Annotated in this window: 24 protein-coding genes; 12 read left to right on the top strand and 12 right to left on the bottom strand. The window is 66.9% G+C overall.

The window, feature by feature from the left end:
* The first annotated feature begins 46 nt into the window (after positions 1-46).
* The 4 genes from AC3WUT_RS06605 (at position 47) to AC3WUT_RS06620 (ending at position 4,025) form a co-directional block, all read left to right on the top strand.
* The gene (locus AC3WUT_RS06605) at positions 47-1,051 is read left to right on the top strand and encodes a tripartite tricarboxylate transporter substrate binding protein BugD (RefSeq protein ID WP_492346285.1); all 1,005 of its coding nucleotides are present in this window, start codon (positions 47-49) and stop codon (positions 1,049-1,051) included.
* A 115-nt stretch (positions 1,052-1,166) separates the two neighbouring features.
* Positions 1,167-1,853: a class I SAM-dependent methyltransferase gene (locus AC3WUT_RS06610; protein ID WP_492346286.1), complete on the top strand. Its 687-nt coding sequence runs from the start codon at positions 1,167-1,169 to the stop codon at positions 1,851-1,853.
* 39 nt (positions 1,854-1,892) lie between these two features.
* The gene (locus tag AC3WUT_RS06615; protein WP_492346287.1) at positions 1,893-2,855 is read left to right on the top strand and encodes a cation diffusion facilitator family transporter; all 963 of its coding nucleotides are present in this window, start codon (positions 1,893-1,895) and stop codon (positions 2,853-2,855) included.
* 279 nt (positions 2,856-3,134) lie between these two features.
* Positions 3,135-4,025 (top strand): transglutaminase-like domain-containing protein, encoded by an 891-nt coding sequence (locus AC3WUT_RS06620; RefSeq protein ID WP_492346288.1) that lies wholly within the window; start codon positions 3,135-3,137, stop codon positions 4,023-4,025.
* On the opposite strand, the gene AC3WUT_RS06625 is transcribed toward AC3WUT_RS06620, so the two are convergent.
* From AC3WUT_RS06625 to AC3WUT_RS06635, 3 genes are all read right to left on the bottom strand, one after another.
* Positions 4,007-4,495: a DUF1294 domain-containing protein gene (locus AC3WUT_RS06625; RefSeq protein ID WP_492346289.1), complete on the bottom strand. Its 489-nt coding sequence runs from the start codon at positions 4,493-4,495 to the stop codon at positions 4,007-4,009. The genes AC3WUT_RS06620 and AC3WUT_RS06625 overlap by 19 nt on opposite strands.
* Before the next feature lies 1 nt (position 4,496).
* A complete protein-coding gene (gene nth / locus AC3WUT_RS06630; protein ID WP_492346290.1) occupies positions 4,497-5,135 on the bottom strand; it encodes an endonuclease III in 639 nt (212 codons plus the stop codon).
* Between the two features lie 95 nt (positions 5,136-5,230).
* Entirely contained in the window at positions 5,231-6,058 is an 828-nt protein-coding gene (locus AC3WUT_RS06635; protein WP_492346291.1) for an HDOD domain-containing protein, read from the bottom strand.
* 197 nt (positions 6,059-6,255) lie between these two features.
* On the opposite strand from AC3WUT_RS06635, the gene AC3WUT_RS06640 reads away from it, so the two are divergent.
* Complete coding sequence (locus tag AC3WUT_RS06640) at positions 6,256-7,446, top strand: aminotransferase-like domain-containing protein (RefSeq protein ID WP_492346660.1); 1,191 nt, start codon at positions 6,256-6,258, stop codon at positions 7,444-7,446.
* Here AC3WUT_RS06640 and AC3WUT_RS06645 read toward each other — a convergent pair whose 3' ends face one another.
* Positions 7,447-8,724 (bottom strand): DEAD/DEAH box helicase, encoded by a 1,278-nt coding sequence (locus AC3WUT_RS06645; RefSeq protein WP_492346292.1) that lies wholly within the window; start codon positions 8,722-8,724, stop codon positions 7,447-7,449.
* A gap of 176 nt (positions 8,725-8,900) precedes the next feature.
* Here AC3WUT_RS06645 and AC3WUT_RS06650 point away from each other — a divergent pair, with 176 nt between their 5' ends.
* Positions 8,901-9,902, top strand: coding sequence for an aldo/keto reductase (locus AC3WUT_RS06650; protein ID WP_492346293.1), 1,002 nt, complete (start codon positions 8,901-8,903; stop codon positions 9,900-9,902).
* Between the two features lie 51 nt (positions 9,903-9,953).
* Here AC3WUT_RS06650 and AC3WUT_RS06655 read toward each other — a convergent pair whose 3' ends face one another.
* Positions 9,954-11,384, bottom strand: coding sequence for an aldehyde dehydrogenase family protein (locus AC3WUT_RS06655; RefSeq protein ID WP_492346294.1), 1,431 nt, complete (start codon positions 11,382-11,384; stop codon positions 9,954-9,956).
* Positions 11,385-11,581: 197 nt separating this feature from the next.
* On the opposite strand from AC3WUT_RS06655, the gene AC3WUT_RS06660 reads away from it, so the two are divergent.
* Complete coding sequence (locus AC3WUT_RS06660) at positions 11,582-12,424, top strand: helix-turn-helix transcriptional regulator (protein ID WP_492346295.1); 843 nt, start codon at positions 11,582-11,584, stop codon at positions 12,422-12,424.
* An 11-nt stretch (positions 12,425-12,435) separates the two neighbouring features.
* Here the strand turns inward: AC3WUT_RS06660 and AC3WUT_RS06665 are convergent, their stop codons facing one another.
* Positions 12,436-13,104, bottom strand: a complete 669-nt coding sequence (locus tag AC3WUT_RS06665) for a hypothetical protein (protein ID WP_492346296.1) — start codon at positions 13,102-13,104, stop codon at positions 12,436-12,438.
* A gap of 134 nt (positions 13,105-13,238) precedes the next feature.
* Between AC3WUT_RS06665 and AC3WUT_RS06670 the strand changes: the two genes are divergently transcribed.
* Both AC3WUT_RS06670 and trxC read left to right on the top strand, forming a co-directional pair.
* Positions 13,239-13,607, top strand: coding sequence for a hypothetical protein (locus AC3WUT_RS06670; protein ID WP_492346297.1), 369 nt, complete (start codon positions 13,239-13,241; stop codon positions 13,605-13,607).
* On the top strand, positions 13,604-14,065 hold the full coding sequence (gene trxC / locus AC3WUT_RS06675; protein WP_492346298.1) for a thioredoxin TrxC: 462 nt from the start codon (positions 13,604-13,606) through the stop codon (positions 14,063-14,065). Before AC3WUT_RS06670 ends, trxC begins: the two co-directional genes overlap by 4 nt.
* A 27-nt stretch (positions 14,066-14,092) precedes the next feature.
* On the opposite strand, the gene AC3WUT_RS06680 is transcribed toward trxC, so the two are convergent.
* The 4 genes from AC3WUT_RS06680 to mfd form a co-directional block, all read right to left on the bottom strand.
* Positions 14,093-15,346 (bottom strand): MFS transporter, encoded by a 1,254-nt coding sequence (locus tag AC3WUT_RS06680; RefSeq protein ID WP_492346299.1) that lies wholly within the window; start codon positions 15,344-15,346, stop codon positions 14,093-14,095.
* A gap of 45 nt (positions 15,347-15,391) precedes the next feature.
* Positions 15,392-16,108 (bottom strand): phosphoserine phosphatase SerB, encoded by a 717-nt coding sequence (gene serB, locus AC3WUT_RS06685; protein WP_492346300.1) that lies wholly within the window; start codon positions 16,106-16,108, stop codon positions 15,392-15,394.
* 70 nt (positions 16,109-16,178) lie between these two features.
* On the bottom strand, positions 16,179-16,820 hold the full coding sequence (locus AC3WUT_RS06690) for a hypothetical protein (protein ID WP_492346301.1): 642 nt from the start codon (positions 16,818-16,820) through the stop codon (positions 16,179-16,181).
* Between the two features lie 15 nt (positions 16,821-16,835).
* Positions 16,836-20,327 (bottom strand): transcription-repair coupling factor, encoded by a 3,492-nt coding sequence (mfd, locus tag AC3WUT_RS06695; RefSeq protein ID WP_492346302.1) that lies wholly within the window; start codon positions 20,325-20,327, stop codon positions 16,836-16,838.
* Positions 20,328-20,488: 161 nt separating this feature from the next.
* Between mfd and ispD the strand changes: the two genes are divergently transcribed.
* Both ispD and ispF read left to right on the top strand, forming a co-directional pair.
* Complete coding sequence (gene ispD / locus AC3WUT_RS06700; RefSeq protein ID WP_492346303.1) at positions 20,489-21,175, top strand: 2-C-methyl-D-erythritol 4-phosphate cytidylyltransferase; 687 nt, start codon at positions 20,489-20,491, stop codon at positions 21,173-21,175.
* Positions 21,172-21,648, top strand: coding sequence for a 2-C-methyl-D-erythritol 2,4-cyclodiphosphate synthase (gene ispF / locus AC3WUT_RS06705; protein ID WP_492346304.1), 477 nt, complete (start codon positions 21,172-21,174; stop codon positions 21,646-21,648). The genes ispD and ispF overlap by 4 nt, the downstream gene beginning before the upstream one ends.
* Before the next feature lie 40 nt (positions 21,649-21,688).
* Here the strand turns inward: ispF and AC3WUT_RS06710 are convergent, their stop codons facing one another.
* Positions 21,689-23,077: an ATP-binding protein gene (locus tag AC3WUT_RS06710; RefSeq protein WP_492346661.1), complete on the bottom strand. Its 1,389-nt coding sequence runs from the start codon at positions 23,075-23,077 to the stop codon at positions 21,689-21,691.
* Positions 23,078-23,191: 114 nt separating this feature from the next.
* Positions 23,192-23,923, bottom strand: coding sequence for an osmolarity response regulator transcription factor OmpR (gene ompR / locus AC3WUT_RS06715; RefSeq protein ID WP_492346305.1), 732 nt, complete (start codon positions 23,921-23,923; stop codon positions 23,192-23,194).
* Positions 23,924-24,188: 265 nt separating this feature from the next.
* Between ompR and AC3WUT_RS06720 the strand changes: the two genes are divergently transcribed.
* Positions 24,189-24,902, top strand: a complete 714-nt coding sequence (locus AC3WUT_RS06720) for an SIMPL domain-containing protein (protein ID WP_492346662.1) — start codon at positions 24,189-24,191, stop codon at positions 24,900-24,902.
* Positions 24,903-24,955 lie beyond the last annotated feature (53 nt).

Raw genomic sequence — 24,955 nt, forward strand, 5'->3', positions numbered from 1 at the left:
ACCGTGCCGGCCTTGATGAGATCCACAGAACCGAGAGACAAGAACCATGACATTCAACGTCAACCCTTTCAAAACCCTGATGCGCACCGGCTTGGCTGCGCTGGCCGTAGCCACCCTGGTGGGCGCCGGCCCGGCCCGTGCCGAGGTGTTCCCTGACCGGCCCATCACCATGCTGGTGCCGTTTGCGGCCGGCGGCCCGACCGATGTGGTGGCGCGCCTGATCGCCATCCCCATGGGCAAGGCCCTGGGGCAGACCGTGCTGATCGAAAACGCCGTGGGCGCGGGTGGCACCATTGCCGCCACCAAGACGGCGCGCGCTGCACCCAATGGCTACACCATCTTTCTGCACCACATGGGCATGTCCACGGCACCGGCGCTGTACAAGAAGCTCAGCTTCGACCCACTCAAGGACTTTGAATACATCGGCCAGGTGGTCGACGTGCCCATGACCCTGCTGGCCCGCAAGGACTTCCCGGCCAACAACCTGCAGGAGGCGCTGAGTTACATCAAGGCCAACAAGGAGAAGGTCACCCTGGCCAATGCCGGCCTGGGTGCGGTATCGCACCTGTGCGGGCTGATCTTCATGAGCTCCATCGGCATCGACCTGAACACCATCCCCTACAAGGGCACCGGCCCGGCCATGAACGACTTGCTGGGCGGGCAGGTCGATTTGCTGTGTGACCAGACCACCCAGACGGTGCCCATGATCAAGGAGGGGCGCATCAAGGTGTTCGGGGTGACCACGCTGAACCGGCTTTCGGCCCTGCCCAATGTGCCCACCCTCGACGAACAGGGCCTGAAGGGCTTTGACGTCAAGGTCTGGCACGGCATGTATGCCCCCAAGGGCACGCCAACCGAGGTGATCAACAAGCTGAATGCCGCGCTGCGCACGGCACTGCAGGATCCCCTGGTCACCAAGCGCCTGGCCGATCTGAGCTCGGACGTTCCCCCGATCGACAAGATCACCCCCAACGGCCTCAAGACCCACCTTGAAGCCGAAATCAACCGCTGGGGGCCGGTGATCCGCAAGGCTGGCATCTACGCCGACTGAGCGCGACGCTGGGGGCTGGGCGTGGGTTCAGCGGGGTAGGGCGGCCCTGCGTCAGCGCATGGACGCCAAGGCGCTGCCGGGTTAGAGTGGGCTGTCCACTTCACGGAGGCCCGCCATGTCCCGCGCAACCGAAGAACGCCAACCCGCCCCTGATACTGCGGCGTCGCAGGGCCTTTACCGCTGGCGCGCGGGCATTTACGACTTGCAATTGGCGCCGTACGACGCGATCCGGGCCGAGGCCATTGCCACCTTGCAATTGCAGCCTGGGCAGACGGTGCTGGACCTGGGCTGCGGCACCGGCATGAGCCTGGAACTGCTGCAAGCCGCCGTGGGCCCGCAAGGCCAGGTGGTGGCGGTGGACCAATGCCCCGAAATGGTGGACGAGGCGCGCCGCCGGGTGCAGCGCCATGGCTGGCGCAACGTGAGCCTGGCCTGTGCCCCGATCGAGCAGGCGGCCTTGCCGTCCGGGGCGGATGCCGCCCTGTTCCATTTCACCCACGACATTCTTCAGACGCCCGCCGCAGTGGATCATGTGCTGGGCCATCTGCGCCCCGGAGCCCGGGTGGTCGCCACCGGGCTGCAATGGGCGCCGGCGGGCTGGGGGGTCTTCAATGGCCTGGTTTGGCTGGCCGCCCTGCATTCGGTCACCACGCTGCACGGGTTGGACCAGCCCTGGCGCCCCTTGGCCGACCGAGGCATCGATCTGTCGCTGCAGACCCATCTGGGTAACACCGTGTACGTGGCCAGTGGCCGCCTGCCCGTTTCAGCGGCGCCGCGGCCGGGCAGGCACAATCGGGGCTGACCGAGCTTTCCGGCGCTCCTGCCAGACGCCATTTCCCGCATGCAATTCAAAGACGCCCCACCTGACCACGAAGACACCCAATACAGCAGCGCCGAGCGCTCGGCCGCGGCATCCCGCAGCACCTGGGTCAGTGTGGTGGTGAACACGGCGCTCAGTGCCACCCAGATCGCCGTCGGGGCCTTGACCCATTCCCAGGGCCTGGTGGCCGATGGCATTCATTCACTGTCGGATCTGGTGTCGGACGCGGTGGTGTTGTTCGCCAACCACCACAGCCAGAAAGAGGCCGATGAAGACCACCCCTACGGCCACCAGCGCTTCGAAACTGCGGCCTCGCTGGTGCTGGGGGTGATTCTGCTGGCCGTGGGCGCTGGCATGCTCTGGGCGGCCGTGCTCAAGCTGCAAAGCCCCGATTCGGTGCCCCAGGTGCACGGCGTGGCCCTGTGGGTGGCCGGGGCCGCCCTGGTGTCCAAAGAGCTGTTGTTCCGCTACATGCTGATGATCGCCAAGCGGGTCAAATCCAGTCTGCTGGTGGCCAACGCCTGGCATGCGCGCTCGGATGCGGCCTCATCGCTGGTGGTGGGGGCCGGCATTGCGGGCAATCTGGCCGGTTTTCCGCTGCTCGACCCGATTGCCGCCCTGATCGTGGGCCTGATGGTGGGCCGCATGGGCTGGCAGTTTGGCTGGGATGCCTTGCACGATCTGATGGACCGGGCCGTGGACGAAGAAGAGGTGGCCGCCATCCGCCAGACCCTGGTCGAGACCCCCGGTGTGATCGGTGTGCACGATGTGCGCACCCGGCGCATGGGCGACATGATCGTGGTCGATGCCCACATCGAGGTGGATGCGCAGCTCACCGTGGAGGCCGGGCATGACATCGCCGTGGCCGCCCAGCACCGCGTGATGGCACGTCACCGCGTGCTCAACCTGATGACGCACGTCGACCCCTGGAAGCGCCCCGATCTGGATCACCAGTTGCCGGCCCAGACGGGGTCTGTCGGCTGATCCCCGCCCTGCTCGGATGGGCATGCGCCTTGGGCTGGGGCCGCCAGGGCGTACCATGGGGCGGATTTGTTGCGCTCTGGCCCTCATAAATCCCGCCCAACCCCCTGACCCAAGCGCCCGGCCGCCGTGACCGGGCCTGCTTCTTGCCTGCATCTTCAGGCCAGCCCGGGTGACGCTTGACGTCCCCGGTGCGTTCTCCTTTTTATTGTCTGGATCCCCATGCCCTCTTCGTTTTTCTGCCCTGGCCGGGCCGGCCTTCTTCATGGGGCGGGTTGAGCCATGGTCCGCCTTGAACTTCTGATTGCCTTGCGCTACGTGGTGGCCGCCCCGGGGGCCGACTTCATCTTCAACATCCAACTGGCCCACACCCGGCGCCAGTGGGTGCTGCACGAGCAACTGCTGGTCAGCCAGCCCCTGCCCCTGCTGATGCACACCGACCCGGCCACCCAGGCGCGCAGCCTGCGCCTGAGCGCCCTGCCCGGGCCACTGGAGGTGAGCTACCGCGCCACGGCAGACCTGGACCACCTGATACTGCCGCCTGCTGCCATCCCCGAGGTGCCGGTGGCCCAGTTGCCCCCCGAGGTGCTGACCTATCTGTACCCCAGCCGCTACTGCCAGTCGGACCTGCTCAACGCCCTGGCCATGAGCGAGTTCGGCACCTTGCCCCATGGCTATGCCCGGGTGCAGGCGATCCAGCAGTGGGTGCAGCAGCGGGTGCAGTTCAAGTCGAGCAGCAGCAACTCGATGACCTCGGCCATCGACACCCTGCGCGACGGCGTGGGCGTGTGCCGCGACTTTGCCCACCTGATGATTGCACTGTGCCGGGCCGTCAACATCCCGGCACGCTTCACCACCGGCATTGATTTCGGGGCCGACCCGACCCTGGGCCCGACCGACTTCCATGCCTATGTGGAGGCTTACCTGGGTCACAACTGGTACCTGTTCGACCCTTCCGGCACGGCGATCCCGATGGGCTTTGTGCGCATCGGCACCGGGCATGATGCTGCGGATGCCTCGTTCGCGACCATCTTCGGGGCGGTCAGTTCAGAGGCCCCGCACATCGAGATCGCGGCCCAGCTGACCACCCAGCCCGGCTCGATGCTGCCTTACCGGCGCGGCGAAGGCGTGTCCACCGACGGGCAGAACCTGCCTCAGTACTGGGTGCGCTGAGTCAGAGCGGCTGGGTAGATTGGTGTCCAGTCGGGCACCAGCGGGGTGAACAGCAGGGCAAAGCCCAGCAGGTTCAGCACCACGGTCAGCCAGAACCAGCCGCGAAAGCGCAGCTTGGCCGATTTGTGGCGCAGGCGCTCCTGCGCCAGGATGGCGCCGGGCCAGCCACAGGCCAGGCCCAGCGCCAGCAGGGTGCGTTCGCTGGTGCGCCACCGGCCCTGGCGGGCCGCCGATTTGTCGGCGGCATAACTCAGGTAGCAGACCAGGCTCATCACGGCATAGACCCCTCCGGCACCCCAGGGCACCTCCCAGCGCAGGCTGGCAGCCACATACAGGGCGACCCAGGCCGACAACGCCAGCACGCTGCTGCTGCGCCAGCGCACCGGGGGGCGCTGGCGCGGGCCTGATCCGGGGCGGGGCGGTGGGTGCCCCGTGCGGTGGGTGGGGCGTGGGGGACGTGAAGCGGTCACGTCAGGGCTTGGGGGTCTTAGGCTTGAAATCGCACCAGGCGGCCACGCTGCAGTGCCAGCACTGGGGCTTGCGCGCCTGGCACACATAGCGCCCGTGCAGGATCAGCCAATGGTGAGAGTCGACTGCGTAGGCGGCTGGCACCCGCTTGAGCAACTGCTTCTCTACCTCCAGCGGGTTCTTGCCCGGGGCCAGCCCGGTGCGGTTGCTGACCCGGAAGATGTGGGTGTCCACTGCCATGGTGGGCTCGCCAAAAGCCACGTTCAGCACCACGTTGGCCGTCTTGCGGCCCACGCCCGGCAAGGCTTCGAGCGCTTCACGCGTGCGCGGCACCTGTCCGCCATGCTGCTCGACCAGGATGCGGCAGGTTTCCAGCAGGTGGCGGGCCTTGCTGTGGTACAGGCCGATGGTTTTGATGAAGTCTTCAAGCCCGTCCAGGCCCAATGCCAGGATCTTCTCGGGCGTACCCGCCACCGGGAACAGACGCCGGGTGGCCTTGTTCACGCCCACATCGGTGGCCTGGGCTGACAGCAGCACGGCGGCCAGCAACTCAAACACCGTGGTGTATTCAAGCTCGGTGTTGGGTTGGGGGTTGGCCGCCTTGAGGGTGGCAAAAAAGGGTTCGATGTCGGATTTCTTCATGCGGGTTCAATGTGGGCTGAACCGCATTGTGTCGCGTCCCGGGCGGGCTTGCAGCCAAGCCCTGTTGGCCCGGGATCGGTGCCGGCAGGGCTTTGTCATTGCAGCGAGCTCATGTCGATGAAGCTGTCCACCGGGGGCAGGTGGGCGGCCATCCACTCGGCATCCAGCTGCAGCGCCTGCATGACCTCCTGGGGCAGGCTGGCCACAGCTTGCTGAACTTCGGCCGGATCGGCGGCATGGGGTGCCGTCTCGGCCAGCAGTTCTGCCAGGTGCAACAGGCCGGCCATGCGGCAGAAGGGGCGGGTGGCCATGGGCTCGGAGGCATGTTCCAGCCCACGCACGATCAGTTCCGGGAAGTTCCAGCGCCGTGCCATCTCGGCGCTGACCTGGCTTTCGGTGAAGCCCAGCAACTGGGTTTCGCGCTGCCAGCGCCCGCCGGGCAGGTGGGGCTGGCGTTCGATCTCGGACAAGGCTTGCGGCAGGCGCTGGCCGATCACCAGCTCGCCCAGGCGCAGCATCATCCCGGCCAGCCACGCGGCCTGGGGGTCGACCTCCAGGCGCTGGGCCAGCCACGTGGCGTAGCCGGCGCAGGCCATGCTTTGCTCCCAGAACTCCTGGCGGTTCAGCCCCGTGATCATCGGGAAGGCCCCGTTCAGGCAGGCCGACAGCGCCAGGGTACGGACTTGCTCCATGCCGGTCATGAGGATCGCGTCGTCCAGACTGGCCACCGTGCGCGGCAGGCCGAAGCGGGCGCAGTTGGCCAGGCGGATCAGCTTCACGGTCAGGGCCGGGTCGCGGGCCAGGATGTCGCGCACCGAGCGCGGGGAACTGTCATCGTCGTGCAGGGTTCGGATCAGGGTGTGCGCCACCTCGGGCATGGTGGGCAACTGGACGCTCTGGAAAAAGGATTCAAGCTGGGGCATGGACAATTCCTCGTCAGAGTTGGGTAGGTTCCTCATTTATGCCCTTCGTCGCCTGATTTGTATATGGATGTTTCACGATGTTGGTTTGCCGTCCATCATCAATTCGGGCTCAAGCTGGGGCTTGGCGGTGCCATGTGTACGTTGAGCGGACGCGAATTGGCGACAATGTGCGTCCGAAAGTGAGATGCACCATGCCATTGCAATTTGCCGACCGCCTCGACAACGTCGAAACCTCTGCCATCCGTGAACTTTTCAAGCTGCTGGGCAAGCCCGGCATCATCAGCTTTGCCGGGGGCTTTCCCGACAGCGCCATGTTCGATGTCGACGGCATCCGCGAAGCCGTCAACACCGCATTGACCGAGGAGGCGGGCGGTGCCCTGCAATACGGCGCCACCGAGGGCTACAACCCTTTGCGTGAGCAACTGGCCCGCTTCATGACTGACAAGGGGGCCAGCGACGTGGCCCCCGAGAACCTGATCGTCACCACCGGCAGCCAGCAGGCGCTGGACTTGCTGGGCAAGGCCTTGATCAGCCCCGGTGACAAGGTGTTTGTGGAGGGGCCCACCTTTTTGGCCACCATCCAGTGCTTTCGCCTGTATGGTGCCGAACTGGTCAGCGCACCCATCGATGGCGAGGGCGTGAAAGTGGACGAACTGGAGGCCTTGATCGCCGAGCACCGCCCCAAGTTCATCTACCTGATCCCCACCTTTGGCAATCCGAGCGGCGCCACGCTGAACCTGGAGCGACGCAAGAAGGTGCTGGAACTGGCCGTCAAATACCAGACCCTGGTAATCGAAGACGACCCCTATGGCGACCTGTACTTTGGCGCTGCGCCGCCGCCCAGCCTGCTGAACCTGAGCGCCAGCGTGCCGGGCAGCCGCGAGTTGCTGGTGCATTGCGGCTCGCTGAGCAAGGTGCTGTCGCCTGGCCTGCGCGTGGGCTGGATGATCGCGCCGGCCGAGTTGCTGGCCAAGGCCACCATGTGCAAGCAGTTCAGCGACGCCCACACCAGCACCTTTGCCCAGGCCACGGCCGCCCAGTACCTCAAGGCCGGGCGCATGCCGGCCACGCTGGCCAAGGTGCGCTCGGTGTATGCCGAACGCGCCCAGGCCATGGGCCAGGCCCTGCGCCGCGAGTTGGGCGAGGCCATCGAGTTCACCCAGCCGCAGGGCGGCCTGTTCATCTGGGCCCGCCTGACGGGCGCAGGCGGCAAGGTGGCCGATGGCAATGTGCTGGCCCAGCGCGCCATCGAAAAAGGAGTGGCCTTTGTGCCGGGGGCGCCGTTCTTCTGCGCCAACCCCGACCACGCCACCCTGCGCCTGAGCTTTGCCACCGCCGACGTGGCCAAGATCGAAGAGGGCGTGGCCCGCCTGGCCCAGGCGCTCTGATCAGGCTTTTTGATCGCCGCCCTGGGCCTGGGCGGCGGCGGCCGCCGCGCGCAGCTTGTCTTTCTTGCTCGGGCGTTTGCCCTTGACGCCGCCGGTGCCAGGCACCGGGGCCAGATCGGGCGGTGGCGGAGCCGCCACCTCCTGGGGCTCAAAGCCCTCGATCTGTTCGCGCGGCAGGCTCAGGCGCTGGCGCTTTTCGATCAGGGCAAAGTGGGCCTCGGTGTCGGCACTGACAAAGCTCACTGCGGTGCCAGCCTCGCCGGCCCGTGCCGTGCGGCCGATGCGGTGCACGTAGTCGGTGGCAGAGCGAGGCAGGTCGTAGTTGACCACCACCGGCAACTGCATGATGTCGATGCCGCGCGCCGCCAGGTCGGTGGTGACCACCACATCCCAGCGCTCGTCCTTGAACTCCTGCAGCACCTGGGTGCGGGCCCCCTGGCTCAGCCCGCCATGGAACACCGTGGCATAGATGCCGTTCTTGTAAAGCTTGCCGGCCACCAGTTGGCAGGCGTACTGGGTGGCCACGAACACCAGGACCCGGTCCCATCCCTGGGTTTTGATGAGGTGGCGCAGCAGCTCGGTGCGGCGCCCGGCATCGACCTGGATCACCCGCTGGGTGATGGCGGGTTCGTTGGCCTCGGTGGCGGCCACCGCAATGCGCACGGGTTCGCGCAGCAGGCCGTCGGCCAACTGCTGCACCGCCGGCTCGAAGGTGGCCGAGAAGAACAGGTTCTGCCGCTGGGCCGGCAACTCGGCCAGCACGCGTTGCAGCTCTTCGGCAAAGCCCAGGTCCAGCAGCCGGTCGGCTTCATCCAGCACCAGCACCTCGATCTGACCCAGCTGGATGGCGTTGTGCGCCACCAGGTCCAGCAACCGGCCCGGGGTGGCCACCAGCACATCGGCGCCGCCGCGCAGCCGCATCATCTGAGGGTTGATCGAGACCCCGCCGAACACCACGGCCACCTTGGGCGGGTTCTGCAGGGTGCTGCCCAGGCTGCGCAGCACCTCGCCCACTTGGGCGGCCAGCTCGCGCGTGGGGACCAGCACCAGGGCGCGCACGCGGCGGCCCCGGCCAGGACTGTGGGCTTGCAGGCGTTGCAGCAGGGGCAGGGCATAGGCCGCAGTCTTGCCCGAGCCGGTCTGGGCTTGACCCTGCAGGTCGGCGCCGCGCAGGATGGCCGGAATGGCTTCGGCCTGAATCGGCGTGGGCGCGCTGAAGCCTTGGGTGCTGGCGGCGTGGACCAGTTCGGGGGTAAGGCCTAGAGATGAAAAGGGCATGTCAGGGGGGGCACCGGCCCCTGCTGGGGGGCGCCTGGAATAAGTCATGGGAAACCAGGGTTTTGTCCTGGCCCGTTCAGGCCGGATGAGGCCTTGGGCGCATAGTATGGCCGCTGTCGGCGGCGCTGCCCATCGAAGAGGGTGTGCGGGGCCGCTTTCATTCACAGGAGTTCGCCATGCAATACCGTTCGCTCGGCAAGAGCAATCTGCAAGTTTCTGCCCTGTGCCTGGGCACCATGATGTTCGGCGACCAGACTGATCTGGACGAGGCATCGGCCATCGTGGCCGATGCCCGTGAACAGGGGGTGAACTACATCGACACCGCCGATGTGTACACCCAAGGTGCATCCGAAGCCCTGGTCGGTCAGTTGCTCAAGGGGCAACGCCACGATTGGGTGCTGGCCACCAAGCTGGGCAACAAGATGTCAGGCCGTGTGAACGAAAGCCACTACTCGCGCAGCTGGATGTTGCGCGAGACCGAGGCCAGCCTGCAGCGTCTGCAGACCGACCATGTCGACATCCTGTACCTGCACCGCGACTTTCCGGACATGGACCTGGAAGAAACGGTGCGTGCCCTGGACCAACTGCTGCGCCAAGGCAAGATCCGCTACTGGGGGGTGTCGAACTTCCGGGGCTGGCGCATTGCCGAACTGGTGCGACTCGCGCAGCAGGTGGGCATGCCGGGCCCGGTGGTGTGCCAGCCCTATTACAACCTGCTCAATCGCATGCCCGAGGTCGAGATCCTGCCGGCCTGTGCCCATTACGGCATCGGCGTGACGCCCTACAGCCCGATTGCGCGCGGGGTGCTGACCGGCAAATACCTGCCGGGCCAGCCGCCGGCAGAAGGCAGCCGCGTGGCCCGGGGCGACAAGCGCATCGCCGAGACCGAGTTCCGTGAGGAGTCGCTCGTGATCGCCCAACAACTCAAGACCCATGCCGAGGCCAAGGGTTGCACGCTGGCGCAGTTTGCCACCGCCTGGGTGCTGGCCAACCGCAGCATCAGCTCAGTGATCGCGGGCCCACGCACCCTGAAGCAGTGGCAGGACTACCGCCCGGCACTCGATGTGGTGATCACCCCCGAGGACGAGGCCCTGGTCGATGGGCTGGTGGCGCCGGGCCACCCGTCCACGCCGGGCTACACCGATCCGGCCTACCCGCTCACGGGGCGCCGGCGCTGAGGCAGGCCGCCAGGGGCCGGGATTGGCTGGCCCCAGCGTGGCCTTTGGGCATCATTTCTTCAGGCTGATGACCCGGGTCTGGGTGACGCTCTTGAGGCCTTCCAGACCAAATTCCACCCCCAGCCCCGAGCCCTTGAGGCCGCCGAATGGCACCATGGGGTGCACGGCCCCGTGCTGGTTGATCCACACCGTGCCGGCCTGCAGGCGCAGGGCCACGGCGCGGGCCTGTTCGGCATCCCGACCCCAAACTGAGGCCCCCAGGCCCACGTCAAGCCGGTTGGCGCGGGCCACGGCGTCGTCCAGATCGCGGTAGCGCACGATGGGCAGCACCGGGCCGAACTGCTCCTGGTCCACCAGCGGGGCACCGTCGTCGATGTCGGTGACCAGCGTGATCGGGAAGAAATGCCCAGGTCCACCCGGGGCCTCGCCGCCGCACACGATGCGGGCACCGCCGGCCTTCGCGCTTTCCACCAGCGACACCACCTTGTCAAACTGCATGCGGTTCTGGATCGGGCCCATGGCAATACCGGGCTGCAGGCCGTCGCCCATGGGCATGGCCTGGGCCAGGCCGTGCAGCGCGCCAACCACGGCGTCGTGCAAGGCGGCGGGTACGTACAGGCGCTTGATGGCTGCGCAGGTCTGGCCCATGTTGAGAAAGGCCCCCCAGAACAGCCCCATGGCGATCTCGGCCGGGTCGGCATCGGGCAGCACGATGGCGGCGTCGTTGCCGCCCAGCTCCAGGGTGCAGGCGCTCAGTCGCTCGCCGGCCAGGGCCGCGATGCGGCGGCCCGTGGCGGTGGAGCCGGTGAACAGAATCTTGCGCACGGCGGGCTGGCTCACCAGGGTCGAGCCGACGTCGCCCGCACCGGTGACGGTGTTGAGCACGCCCGGGGGCAGGGCCGCACTGATCAGTCGGACCATCTCCAGGGTGCCGATGGAGGTGTGCTCAGAGGGCTTGATGACCACCGTGTTGCCGGCACGCAAGGCCGGGATGATCTGCCAGATGGCGATCATCAGCGGCCAGTTCCAGGGCGCGATGGCGGCGATCACCCCGTAGGGCTGGCGGTGCACCTCGTCGCGCCGGGTGTCGTCTTCAAAGGCCACTTCAACGGGCAGTGCCAGGCTGGCGGGCACGCGGGTCCAGACCTCGCAGGCGTAGGCCTCGAAGCGGGCGCCGGGTACCTGGTCGGGGCCCACGCCGCCGAGTGGCTTGCCCTGCTCACGGGTGATCCATTCGGCCAGGTGTTCCTGTTGCGCGTGCAGGATGTCGGCCACCCGCACCAGGGCGGCCTGCCGTTCGGCATCGGGCAGGGCGGCCCAGGCGGGCTGAGCGGCCTGGGCGGCAGCGACCGCCTGGGCCACCTGCTCGGGGCTGCTTTTCGGCACCAGGCCCAGCAGTTCGCCCGTGGCCGGGTTGCGGGATTCGAACGTGGTGGACGACAGCACGGGTTGGCCGGCAACAATGTTAGGGTAGGTTTTCATGGCGTGTGATCAAAATGGGCTGGGCCGCACCTGGTACGGGCTGAGCCCGGTGAATCGATGGGTGGCAGCGTCTCGGCAGTATGGGCAGGCCGGTGCGCTTTGGCATCGCGAAGATTCGCACTCGGGTTAACCAGCGCCCCTCGCCCTGCGGGATGCTCCCTATTGCCAAGCCGCTGCGCGTCTTTAGATTGGCGGCCATGACCGATTTGCTGCTCATGGGTGAGCAACGCCATTGGCGCCAGAAGTTGTTGGAAGGCCCGCAGGCTCTGCGCTGGCGCCCGGCGCGCGATCTGGCGGCCCAGTTGCTGCTTTACCTGGACGACCCGACCGCCTGCTGGCGCCTCACCACCGACTGGATGCTTGAGACCCTGCGTGCCGACCGCGTTGATGCCGGTCTGGGCGGCTATGCGCTGGCGGGAACGGGGCCGCTTGACTATGTGGTGCTGGCCGAAACCCGGCGGCCTGGCCGCGACATGGCCTCCATGCTGGGCCAGCGCTTTGCGGCTGACGAGCAGGGCGTGCGCGAGGTCTGGCGTCGGCGCATCGGGCTGGCGGTGCCCAGTGTGGCCCGGGAGCGCAGCATGGCTGAGCCCCTGCGCGAGCGCCTGCTGCGCTCAGGGGCGGCGGCCAAGATGGCGCTTCCCTTGCATGCCGGCGGGCCGGTCGGCCTGATCTGTGCCGACTGGCAGCACGAGACGCCGCCTTGGCAGGGCGAGGTCTGCGACGAGCTGCCGGCCTTGGCGGGCCAGGTGATCGGGCCCTTGCTGGCCTTGGCCACCGAGGCCAACGCGTCAGACCGAGCCGAATCTGCACCGCGGTCAGCCTCTCTTCATCCGGTGCTGGCCCTGTTGACACCGGCCGAACGCCGGGTGGCCGAACTGGTGGCCATGGGCCTGAGTTACAAGGAGGTGGCGCGGCGCCTGGGGCGCTCGTTGTCCACCGTCGATCACCAGTTGCGCAGCATCCGAGGCAAGGCCGGGGTGGCCTCGACGGCGCGGCTGGTGCGCCTGCTCAACGCCCCGGCGGGCCAGGGCCTGTGAACAGGCTCTGATCAATAGGGCAGCCGGAACCCGTTGCGCCCGGCGTTGATGCGGGTCGCGGTGGCTTCGCCATCCAGCACCTGGGCGCTCAAGGAGACACTGGCCCCGGGCACGAGCAGGCTGCGGTCGGCGGGCCTGAAGGTGACCACCGGTGTGCCGGCCGGGACCTGAAGGGTTTTCTGTCCACCCGCATAACGCAATTGCAGGGTGCGCCCGGCGGGCGCGCTGACCACATCGGCCACCGTCGCATTCGTCATGGTGCTGTCGGCCTGCAGGTCAAAGGGGCGGTGCCCTTCGCCCAGGCCCCGGGCGGATTCGGGGAACACGGTGACTGCGATGGCCTGCAGGCTGCCATCGGCCTGGGGCCGAGCCGCCGTGCCGATGAAGCTGCCGGCCTGCACCTCCGCCAGGGTGATGGGGTAGACCTCGGCCACGCTGAGCTTCGCGCCCAGCGCCAGCGACACGGTGTCACCCTCGCGGGTGAGCACGGTGATGCGGTCTGGCCCCACCTGCTGCAGCGTGCCGCGCAGCCGTCGCACGTCCGAAGGGGCGGTCTGTGCCCACCCGGATGAGGGCACGAATGGCCAACTGGCGAGGCCCAGCAGAAAGCGCCGCCGCGCTCCGGGGGGGCGGGGTGTGGGGGGGGTAGAGGATGAGGGCGAGCGTGTTGAGGTGTGCATGGGAATCCTGGCTGCCGGGTGGATCCAGTGTAGGGGCGCCCTTCCACCGGGTTGCTGCCAGGGTCATCCGAGGCGGCGCGGGTACGCCAGAAAGCCCTCTTGCAAAGGGCCGACCCATCCCCAATTGCCAAGACATGAACACGATCCGAACCGACTTCACTCCGCTGGCCGTCCTGGCACAAATGCTGGACCGGCTCGACATCTCCCCCAAAGCCGCAGATCCGTTGCAATATCGGCTGCTGGCGCAGCGCGCCACACAGATGCTGCACGATCTGAGTGATCGGGCTGAAACCCAGGAAGGCCTGCAGGCCTTGCTGCGCCAAAGCCCGGCCTTGAGCCTGCTGTACGAAAACCTGCACTACGGCGAAGCCGGCCTGTGTCGTGCACCGCTGGCGCAGGCCGTGGAGGCCGAGGTGGCCACGCGCCAACTTCTGGGCCGCTTGGGCCCTCTGGGGTATTTGGGCCCGCAGTCGGCCAGCCGCGAGCCCGGAGCCCCGGCATGAGCCCCACTGCTGCTGCGGCGACGGCGCTGCATGTCGTCTGCCCCCATTGCCACACCACCAACCGCGTGCAGATGGCTCAAATGGGGCAGTCACCTGACTGTGGGCAGTGCAAGCAGCCCCTGTTCGGTGGTCATTCGCTGGCACTGGACGATGTGGCCTTGTTTGAGCGACACATCGGACGCAGTCAGGTGCCGGTGCTGGTTGACTTCTGGGCACCCTGGTGTGGCCCCTGCCGCATGATGGCGCCCGCCTTCGAGCAGGCCGCACAGCAGCTGGAGCCGCACTTTCGCCTGGCCAAGGTCAACACCGAGGCGGTGCCGGCCCTGGGCCAGCGCTATCAGATCCGCAGCATCCCGACCTTGGCCCTGTTTGTCGGGGGGCGCGAGGTCGCCCGCCAGCCCGGTGCCATGGGGGCTGCCGACATCGTGCGCTGGGCGCACCAGCATCGCCCTGCCTGAGATCGCACCACCTGAGCGCTGCCTCTCTCAGCGCACTGCGTGGGCGGCTGGCAAGCCGCGAAAGGCCGCGGTGCCGAGCAGCAACATGCCCATGATCGTGTTGTTGACGGCCACAAAGGTTTCGATCTGGTGCGACTGTGCCCAGGCGGCCACAGCGCCGGTCACCCACTGCATGAGGGCGATCCCCAGGAACATGGCCATCGTGTAGACCGCCAGGGCCCGCCCCGTGAGTTCGGGCGGGTAGGACGCACGAACATCGGCGTACTGCAGAATGATGAAGCCGCTGCCAAAGCCGATCACCAGGCTGGCCAGCACGCTCACCCAGGCCAGCGGCGACCAGGCCAGCAGGCCGAACAACAGCGCCAGCACGGTACTGAAGCCGACGATCCAGCGCCGGCGTTGCGCCCCCTCCAGTTGCAGGCGCCCGAACAAGGGTGGCCCGAACAGGCCCACCACGGACACGGCCAGCGCCACGTTGCCGCACTGCACCAGGCTGAAGCCGTGGCGTTGCAACAGCATGGGGCCCAGCCACAGACCGCGCAGGCTGATGAAGGAGGCGTAGGTGACGGAGGCCAGCGCCAGGATGCCCCAGGTGTGGGGCAGGGCGAGCAAGCGCGCCGCACTGCGCAGGGCCTGCGGCACCGATTCGGCTGGCGTGCCTGAGGGTTGCCCAGGCTCACGCACCCCCACCCAGGCGCAACACCAGGCCAGGGCGGTGGCCACGCCCAGCACCGTGAAGCCAGCGCGCCACGAACTGATCTCGATCAGCCAGGCCAGGGGCGTGCCCGTGATCAGCAGGCCCAGTCCGCCCAGGCCCATCACCAGCCCGGAGACCGCCGCAAAGCGCTCGATCGGGAAGCGGCGCGCAATGTACACCGTGCACACCAGAAAAGCCGGTGCGCAGCCTGCCCCGATCAGGGCTTGACCCAGCAGCAGCGTGCCCAGGCCGGGGGCCAGTGCCGAGACGATGGATCCCAGCACGGTGAGCGGCATGGCCAGCAGGATCGTGCGGCGGATGCCGTACAGGTCGATGCTGATGCCCATGAAGATCTGCAGCGCCCCGAAGGCAAAGTGAAAGAGGCCCGCAAACAGGCCCAGTTGGCTGGTCGACAGCTGAAAATCGGCCTGCAGCGGCGCGGCCATCATGGCGGCTACCGTGCGGTAAGCCTGGCTGAGCGTGAATCCCAGGCACAGGGTGAGCAGCATCACCCAGCGCTGGCGTTGCTGGCCAGGCAGCGAAGGACCGGGTTGGGTGGGGGGCGGAGGGGGCTTGGCGGGCATCGCGCCATTCTGGCGGCAGTGCCCCAACCCCACTGTCACCCGGGTTCAGCCCCGGCGGCTGAGCTCCAGCAGGCGGTCAAGCCCGCCCTGGTTGATGGCCACCATGGCTTCGGCGCGCACGCGGGGCTTGGCGTGGTAGGCCACCGACAGGCCGGCCACCGCCATCATGGGCAGGTCGTTGGCGCCGTCGCCCATCGCGATGGTCTGGCTGGCGGGGATGCCCATCAAGGTGCTGACCTCGAGCAGGGTGCGGCGCTTTTCGGCACCGTCACAGATGTCGCCCCAGGGTTGGTCGACCATGCGGCCCGTCAGCACGCCGTCCTGCACCTCCAGCACGTTGGAGCGCGCAAAGTCGATGCCCAGGCGGGCCCGGATGCGGTCGGTGAAGAAGGTGAAGCCGCCGCTGACCAGCAACACCTTGAGGCCGGCCGCCTTGCAGGCCGCCACCAGCTCGGCAGCGCCTGGGTTGAGTTGCAGCCGTTGCTCGTACACCTGAAGCATGTGTGCCTCGGTCACGCCTTTGAGCAGGGCCACGCGCTGGCGCAGGCTCTCTTTGTAGTCGGTGATCTCGCCGCGCATGGCGGCCTCGGTGATGGCCGCCACTTCGGTCTTGCGGCCGGCGGCATCGGCAATCTCATCCACGCACTCGATGTTGATCAGGGTGGAGTCCATGTCGAAGGCAATCAGCTTGTAGCTGCTGAGGTCGAACGGGGGCGTGAAGCCCTGGATCACAAGGCCGGGGGCGAATTCTTGGGTGCTCATGGGTGCCATGCTGAGTTGGTGTGATCTGCGAAATGAAGTGTGATTTTGCCTGTGCGGGGCGGCAGGCATTTCAGGGTTGTTTGAGGTACAGCCCATCCGACCAGGTGGCGAGCCATTGCGGGCGGAAGGCCACGAAGATGGCGGCCAGCATGCCGGTCATGAAACCGTCGGCCCAGGCCATGAGCCAGTGGGCAATGATCGACAGGTCGCCGCCGACACCGGGCAGTTCGTGACCCAGCCACTGGCCCAGCACGGTGGCCGCGAAGTTGCATAGCACGGTGCCCAGAAAGGCCCGGCCCAGGGTGTAGACGAAGAGGTGGGGCCCGATCCAGCGCCGGATGGCGGCCCCCAGCAGCAGGGCCAGGGTGGCGGGCAGCACGCCCTGCCAGAACGCCATGTCGATCATGGCCGATGGGGTAAGGCCGGCCAGCAGGCCCGCCAGCAGGGCCACACCGGTGAGCACCGGCACGGCCAGCGGCCAGCCGAGCATCAGCAAGGCCAGGCACGCCCCTGACCACTGCAGTTGCAACGGCATGGCGTGCAGCGAGGGCAGGGCCCACAGGCCCGGCAGCAGCACCAGGCAGCCCAGCACGGGCGACAGCAGGGCGCTGCCGGCCATCAGGCGCCAGGGGCGCAGCCACAGGGCCAGCAGCAGGGCGGCGGCGAGCAGACCGGTCTCCAGGTCCAGCAGCCAGGGCAGGGCAGTGTCCATGGCAGGCCCGATGGATCAGGCCACGGCCAGGGGTTGGCCCAACTGGCGCAGGATGTCACGCACAGCCTGGGCACGGTCCTTGGGCTCTTTGACCTCGCGCTCGATGCGCAGCTTCTCGTTGCCCGCCAGTTTGATGTGGCGGTGCTTCTGGATCAGCTCGATGATGCGCATCGGGTCGATCGGCGGGTTGGACTTGAAGGTGATGGTGATGACGCCAGGGGCGGCATCGACCTTGACCACGCCGTAGGGCGCGCTCAGCACGCGCAAGCGATGCACGTCGATCAGGGTTTGGGCCTGGGCCGGCAGTTTGCCGAAGCGGTCGACGATCTCTTCGAGCAAGGTGTCGATCTGATCCGGTGTGCGGGCCGTGGCCAGCTTCTTGTAGAAGGACAGGCGCAGGTGCACATCGCCGCAATAGTCGTCGGGCAGCAGGGCCGGGGCGTGCAGGTTGATGTCGGTGGTGACCGACAGCGGGGCCAGCAGGTCTGGCTCTTTGCCGGCCTTCAGGCTGCGCACGGCCTCGGACAGCATCTCGTTGTAGAGCTGAAAGCCCACTTCGAGCATGTTGCCGCTCTGGTTTTCGCCCAGCACTTCGCCGGCGCCGCGGATCTCCAGGTCGTGCATGGCCAGGTAGAAGCCGCTGCCCAGTTCTTCCATGGCCTGGATGGCCTCCAGGCGCTGGGCGGCGTGCTTGGTCAGGCCCTCGATGTCGGGCACCATCAGGTAGGCATAGGCTTGGTGGTGGCTGCGGCCCACGCGACCGCGCAACTGGTGCAACTGGGCCAGGCCGAACTTGTCGGCCCGGCTCATGACGATGGTGTTGGCGCTGGGCACGTCGATGCCGGTCTCGATGATGGTGGAGCACAGCAGCAGGTTGAAGCGCTGGGCCACGAAGTCGCGCATCACGCGCTCCAGCTCGCGTTCGGGCATCTGGCCATGGGCGATGGCGATGCGGGCCTCGGGCAGGATCTCTTCGAGCTTCTGGCGCCGGTTCTCGATGGTCTCGACCTCGTTGTGCAGAAAGTAGACCTGGCCGCCCCGCTTGAGCTCGCGCAGCACGGCCTCGCGGATGACACCGGTGCCTTCGTTGCGCACAAAGGTCTTGATGGCCAGGCGGCGCTGGGGTGCCGTGGCGATCACGCTGAGGTCGCGCAGGCCTTCCAGGGCCATGCCCAGGGTGCGCGGAATCGGGGTGGCGGTGAGGGTGAGCACGTCCACCTCGGCACGCAGGGCCTTCATGGCCTCTTTGTGGCGCACGCCGAAGCGGTGTTCCTCGTCGATGATCAGCAGGCCCAGGTTCTTGAACTTGACGCTTTCGCTGAGCAACTTATGGGTGCCGACCACGATGTCGACCGTGCCTTCGGCAATGCCCTTGGCGGCCGCGCTGATCTCTTTGGCCGAGCGGAAGCGGCTCATCTCTGCGATCTTCACAGGCCATTTGGCAAAGCGGTCCACCAGGGTCTGGTAGTGCTGCTCGGCCAGCAGGGTGGTGGGGGCCAGAAACGCCACCTGGCGTCCGCCGGTCACGGCCACGAAGGCGGCCCGCAGGGCCACCTCGGTCTTGCCAAAGCCCACGTCGCCGCAGACCAGTCGGTCCATGGGGCGGGGGCTGATCATGTCCTGGATCACGGCATGGATGGCGGCGCGCTGGTCAGCGGTTTCTTCGAAGCCGAAGTCGTTGGCAAACACCTCGTAGTCCTGCGGCGAGTAGCGGAAGGCATGACCTTCGCGGGCCGCGCGGCGGGCATAGATATTGAGCAGTTCAGCCGCCGCATCGCGCACCTGTTCAGCGGCTCGGCGCTTGGCCTTGTCCCACTGGCCACTGCCGAGCTTGTGCAGCGGGGCCTCGTCGGCACTGACGCCGGTGTAGCGGCTGATCTGCTGCAACTGGCTGACCGGCACATACAGCACGGCCTTGTCGGCGTACTCCAGGTGCAGGAACTCTTGCATGGCCGGTGTGCCATCGGGGTTCTTGCCCTGGCCCAGATCCATGTTGACCAGGCCGCGGTAGCGCCCGATGCCGTGCTGGGCGTGCACCACCGGGTCGCCCACGTTGAGCTCGGCCAGGTCCTTGATGAGGGCTTCAACGTCGCTGACCTGCTCTTGCTTTTTGCGCCGACGGGTGGTGGCACCAGCGGCAAACAGCTCGGTCTCGGTGACGAAGTCGATGCCGGGGGCCAGCCAGCGAAAGCCCACGGTGAGGGCCGCGGTGGCGATGCCCAGGGCTTCGGTGGTCTCGGCCTCGAACTCGGCCAGTGAGTCGAAGGCCGGCGGGTTGACGCCGCCCGCACGCAGGAAGTCGAGCAGGCTTTCACGCCGGCCATCGCTCTCGGCCAGCAGCAGCACGCGTTGGGTGCCCGGGTTGGCCAGATGGGCCTTGAGGCGGGCCAGCGGGTCTTCGGTGCCGCGCAGCACTGACAGGTCGCCCAGCTTCTGCACATTGGCGCTGTCGTCGACGTCGACCTGGTCTGGGCTTGCGGGCCGGATGGAAAGCTGGGCGTGCTCGTTGGCCCGGCCGTAGAACTGCTCGATGCTCAGGAACAGGGCCTCGGGTGGCAGGGCGGGGCGGTCAGGATCGCCCTGGATCAGGCGGAAGCGGTCCTTGGTGTCTTGCCAGAAGCGCTGGAAGGCGGGCTCCAGCTCGCCATGCAGTACCACCGTGGCGTCCGTGCCCAGGTAGTCGAACACGGTGGCCGTGTCGTCGAAGAACAGCGGCAGGTAGTACTCAATGCCGGCTGTGGCCACGCCGTTGCCCATGTCCTTGTAGACCCGGCTCTTGGTGGGGTCGCCCTCCAGCAGTTCACGCCAGCGGCTGCGGAACTTGGCGCGGGCCGCGTCGTCCATGGGGAACTCGCGCCCGGGCAGCAGACGCACCTCGGGCACGGGGTACAGGCTGCGTTGGCTGTCGGGGTCGAAGGTTCGGATGGAGTCGATCTCGTCATCGAACAGGTCCACCCGGAAGGGCATGGCCGAGCCCATGGGAAAGAGGTCGATCAGGCCGCCGCGCACGGCGTACTCGCCAGGGCTGACCACCTGCGTGACGTGGCTGTAGCCGGCCAGGGTGAGCTGGCCTTTGAGCTTGGCCTCGTCGAGCTTTTGCTTGACCTTGAAGTGGAAGGTATAGCCTGCCAGGAACGAGGGCGGTGCCAGCCGGTACAGCGCAGTGGTGGCGGGCACGATGACCACGTCGGCCCCGGTTTCCTTGTCGCGCTGCTGAATGCGCCACAGGGTGGCCAGGCGCTCGGAGATCAGGTCCTGGTGGGGCGAGAAGGTGTCGTAGGGCAGGGTTTCCCAGTCGGGAAACAGCGCACACCGCAGGCCTGGGGCGAAGAAGGCAATCTCGTCGATCAGGCGCTGGGCATCGCTGGCGTCTGCCGTGACGATGGCCGTAGGCCGGCCGGCGGCTTTTTCGCGCAAGCCCAGGCGGGCCAGCAACAAGGCATCGGCAGAACCCACGGGGCGGGGCAGGGCGAAACGTTTTCCGGGCGAGAGTTTGGGCAGTTCCATGGCGTCCAGCAATGGCAAACACCCCCCGTGACCAATGACGGGGGGTGTGCATCCGGGGATTTTAGAATGGGTGACTTGCTATGACCGATCTCACACCTCAAAACCCCCCTTCAGTTCTGGCTTCATCCCCAGCTTCGTCCTCCGCCTCGCCGCGCTGCTGGGTGCTCGTCCCGTGCGCGGGCTCAGGTTCGCGGGCGGGCTCGACCGGCCCCAAACAATACGAGCCGCTGGCCGGGCAGCCTCTGGTGGCCCACACCCTGGGGGCTTTTGCGGCCACCCCAGGACTGGCCGGTGTGCTGGTGGTGGTGGCACCGGGCGACAGCACCCTGGAGCAGGCCGGCCTGGCCGAGGGCTGCCATGTGGCCGATTGCGGCGGGGCCTCGCGCGCCGAGAGCGTTTTGAACGGCCTGGGGGTGCTCAGCACCCTGGGCGCGGTGGGCGACGACTGGGTGCTGGTGCATGACGCGGCGCGTTGCCTGATCACTCCCACCCAGGTCCGCGCACTGATTGATGCCTGCTGGAGCGACCCGGTGGGCGGATTGCTGGCCCAGCCGCTGGCCGACACGCTCAAAAGTGGCGCCGCGGGACGGGTGGCCCGCACCCTGGACCGGCAGGACAAATGGCTGGCCCAGACGCCACAGATGTTCCGCCTGGGCCTGTTGCAACAGGCGCTGGGCGCCAGCGGGCTGGCCGTGACCGATGAGGCCGCGGCGGTCGAGGCCCTGGGCTTTTCGCCTTTGCTGGTGCCGGCGGCCGGGGTCAATTTCAAGGTCACCTACCCCGATGACTTTGCGCTGGCCGCGGCCGTGTTGCAGGCCCGCCAGGCGGCGCTGGGGGTGACACCATGAAGCTGCGTGTGGGCGAGGGCTGGGATGTGCATGCGCTGGTGCCCGGGCGCAAGCTGATTCTGGGGGGGGTGGAGGTGCCGCACACCTTGGGCTTGCTGGGCCACTCCGACGCCGATGTGCTCTTGCATGCCATCACCGATGCCTTGTTGGGCGCGGCCGGCCTGGGGGACATCGGGCGGCATTTTCCGGACACCGATGCTCGGTTCAAAGGCGCTGATTCGACGGTTTTGCTCGCCGAGGCGGCGCGGCGCGTGCAGGCACAGGGCTGGTGCATCAACAACATCGACAGCACAGTGATCGCGCAAGCGCCCAAGCTGATGCCTCACATCCCGGCCATGTGCGAGCGGATTGCCGCGGTGCTGGGCCTGGAGGTGTCGCAGGTCAACGTGAAGGCCAAGACGGCCGAGAAACTGGGGCCAGTGGGCCAGGGCCTGAGCATGGAAGCGCGGGCGGTGGTGCTGCTGCTGGCCTGAATCTGCCCCCTGGGCCCCAGGCGACTCATGCCACCTGGGTTCAGGCCCGCTGCAGCTTGATGTGGGCCGCCAGGCCGCCGCTGCTGCTGTTGGCCAGCACAAACATGCCCCCCATGCGCTGGATGGTCTTGTTGACGATGGACAGGCCCAGCCCGGCGCCGGTGGCGTGGGTACGGGCCGAATCACCCCGGAAAAAGGGTTTGACCAGGTCGGCCAGGATGTCCGGGGGCACGCCAGGGCCATGGTCGCGGACCTTGAGCAGAACCCATTCCTCGCGTGCACGGGCCGCGATTTCGATCACCGACACGGCGGTGCCGGGCGTCTTGCCGTAGCGGCGGGCGTTCTCGATCAGGTTGGACAGTACTCGGGCCAGCTCAACTTCGTCGGCCAGCACATGGGGGTCGTCCTGCAGCGAGACATGGATCTTCAGCTCAGGGTCGTCCTGCACCCCGTACAGGCAGGAGTCGACCACATCGGCCAGCCGCACCGTCTTGAGCTCCACGTGATCGGGGCGGGCGTAATCGAGGAACTTGTCGATGATGGCGTCGAGCTGCACGATGTCGGCCACCATGTGGTTGCGTGCATCGGTATCGGCAACGCTCATTTCGGTTTCCAGGCGCAGGCGAGCCAGGGGGGTGCGCAGGTCGTGGGAGATGCCGGCCAGCATGATGGCTCGGTCCTGCTCCACCTTGGCCAACTTTTCGGCCATGCGGTTGAAGCCGATGTTGACCTCGCGGATCTCGCTGGTGGCCACCTGTTCGTCCAGGTGGCTGGCGTCAAAGTCACCGTCACGCACCCGGTTGGCCGCAAATGACAACTGCTGCAAGGGTTTGTTGATCAGTCGGGCAATGGCGGCAGCACCTGCCAGGGACAGCACGGCGGCCGTGATCATCCAGATCAGCCAGGTTCGGCCGCTGGCCGGGCTGAAGCGGGCACGGTCCATCAACAGCCAATTGGAATCGCCATTGATCTCGAAGCCCACCCACAGGCCGGGTTCGTGGTTGACGCGCTGCGCGACCACGGTACCCGGGCCCAGGCGCTCGATGACCTCAGCGGTGACCCGCTGGCCCAGGGCGTTGTCGGCTTCGAACATTTCGAACTGGTCGTTGGGCTCGCGCGGCAGGATGCGCAGGCCCTCCTGATCGGCCATGGTCTTGATCAGGGACAGCCGTGCGATGCCGTCGGCATGCAGCAGGGCGGCACGGCTGAGGTTGACCAGCGAGGCGATTTGCTGGGCTGTGTGCAGGGCCCGGGGTTCAAGCTCAAGTGCTCGCAGGGTTTGCAGCCAGGCCAGAATGCTGCCGATCAGCAGGATGGCCAGCAGGAAAAAGGTGCGCCAGAACAGATTCAGGCTGACCCGAGCACGCGCACCGCGCGCTTGCTGGGTCATCTCCAGGGGTGCCGGACTGGTGGCATCAACCTGATTCATCGGCACATGGGTTTTCTTTTTTCTCACGTCGGGGTCTTCTTGGACTCGGTCGTTCTGCTTGGCGGCACCATGAAAAAACGGCGCCATGGGCGCCGTCGATTGACCTGGGGCAGCTCAGTTGCCACCGTCCGGCACAAACACGTAACCGACTCCCCACACGGTTTGAATATACCGCGGCGCGGCCGCATCCACTTCGATCAGTTTGCGAAGACGCGACACCTGCACGTCAAGGCTGCGATCAAAGGGCTCGAATTCGCGGCCCCGCGCCAGCAGCGCCAGCTTTTCGCGTGACAGGGGTTGGCGTGGATGGCGGACCAGCGCCTTCAACATGGCGAACTCACCCGTGGTCAGGGGCAGTTCCTCACCGTTGCGGTGCAAGGCCCGGGTGCCCAGATCGAAGGTGAAAGGACCAAAGGTGACCTGTTCGTTGTCGCCCGAGGGCGCGCCAGGGGCCTCTTGCGGTGGCCGGCGGCGCAGTACCGCATGGATGCGGGCCAGCAGTTCACGCGGGTTGAAGGGTTTGCCCAGGTAGTCGTCGGCACCCACCTCCAGGCCCACGATGCGGTCCACATCCTCGCCCTTGGCGGTGAGCATGATGATGGGGGTGCGGTCGTTGGCCGCACGCAGGCGGCGGCAGATGGACAGACCGTCTTCACCGGGCATCATCAGGTCGAGCACGATGAGGTCCACCGATTCGCGCAGCAGGATGCGGTTGAGCGCCTTGCCATCTTCGGCCACCATGACTTCAAAGCCTTCTTGGCTCAGGTAGCGCCTGAGCAAATCGCGGATGCGGGCATCGTCATCGACGACCAGAATCTTGTCTGTGCGGGTATTGGAAGTGTTCATGGCTTTGACCTGATTTGTAACAAGTGCGATTTTGAGACTTGTAACAACCAAAAGGCCAGCGTTTTGGGATCGATATCACATACTGTTACAGCGCTTTCGTTAGCTAGCCGCCGGTGTCCTACATGATGTTCAGCACTTGACGTTCGTCTTGTTGGAAATTGGTTCTTTCAGGCCGTTTTGGCCGTGATTCGCCCGATATCAGTGGTGTTTACCCTGGTTTCCTGGTGTTTCAATGATCAGGAGTTTTCACGTGTCTCAATCTTCTATTCTGCGAGGTCTGGTCTTGGCTGGTGGGGTGTGGGCCTTGGGCGGATGGGGGGCGCAGGCCCAGACCCTGTCGATGGCCGCTCCTCAAAACGTGGTGCAGCTGCAGAGTTCGGGCTCGGTGGAGGTGGTGCAGGATTGGCTGAGCCTGACGCTGGGCGTGGTGCGTGAGGGTGCTGACGCCGCGCAGGTGCAGGCCCAGCTGCGAACTGTATTGGAGCCGGCCATGAACGAGGCCCGAAAGCAGGCCAGGCCGGGCCAGGTCGAAGTGCGCAGCGGCGCTTTTTCTGTTTTTCCGCGTTATGGGCGCGAGGGCAAGATCAATGGCTGGCAAGGCTCCGCTGAAGTGATTCTGGAGGGGCGTGACATTCCTGCCCTCACTGCGGCAGCTTCCCGGATCGCGGGCTTGAACGTGACCCAGCTGAATTTCTCGCTCAGCCGCGAGCAGCGCCAGCAACTGGAGGCCGAAGCCCAGAGCCGCGCGATTCAGAGCTTCAAGGTGCGCGCGGCCGACCTGACCCGGCAGTTCGGCTTTGCCGGCTATTCATTGCGCGAAGTGAATGTGAGCTCATCCGATGGCGGGTATTCGCCGCGCCCGCGCCTGATGGCGGCCGAGGCGAAGATGGCTTCGCCGATGGCCGTGGCCGACCTGCCGGTCGAGGCCGGCCGCAGCACGGTGACGGTCACCGTGTCGGGTTCGATTCAGATGAACTGAGGCGTTTGATGCGGGCTGGGGCAACCCCCCGGGTGCCCCCGCCATTCCCGGCA

This window comes from Curvibacter sp. EU05-FHT14A10 (assembly GCF_058791075.1).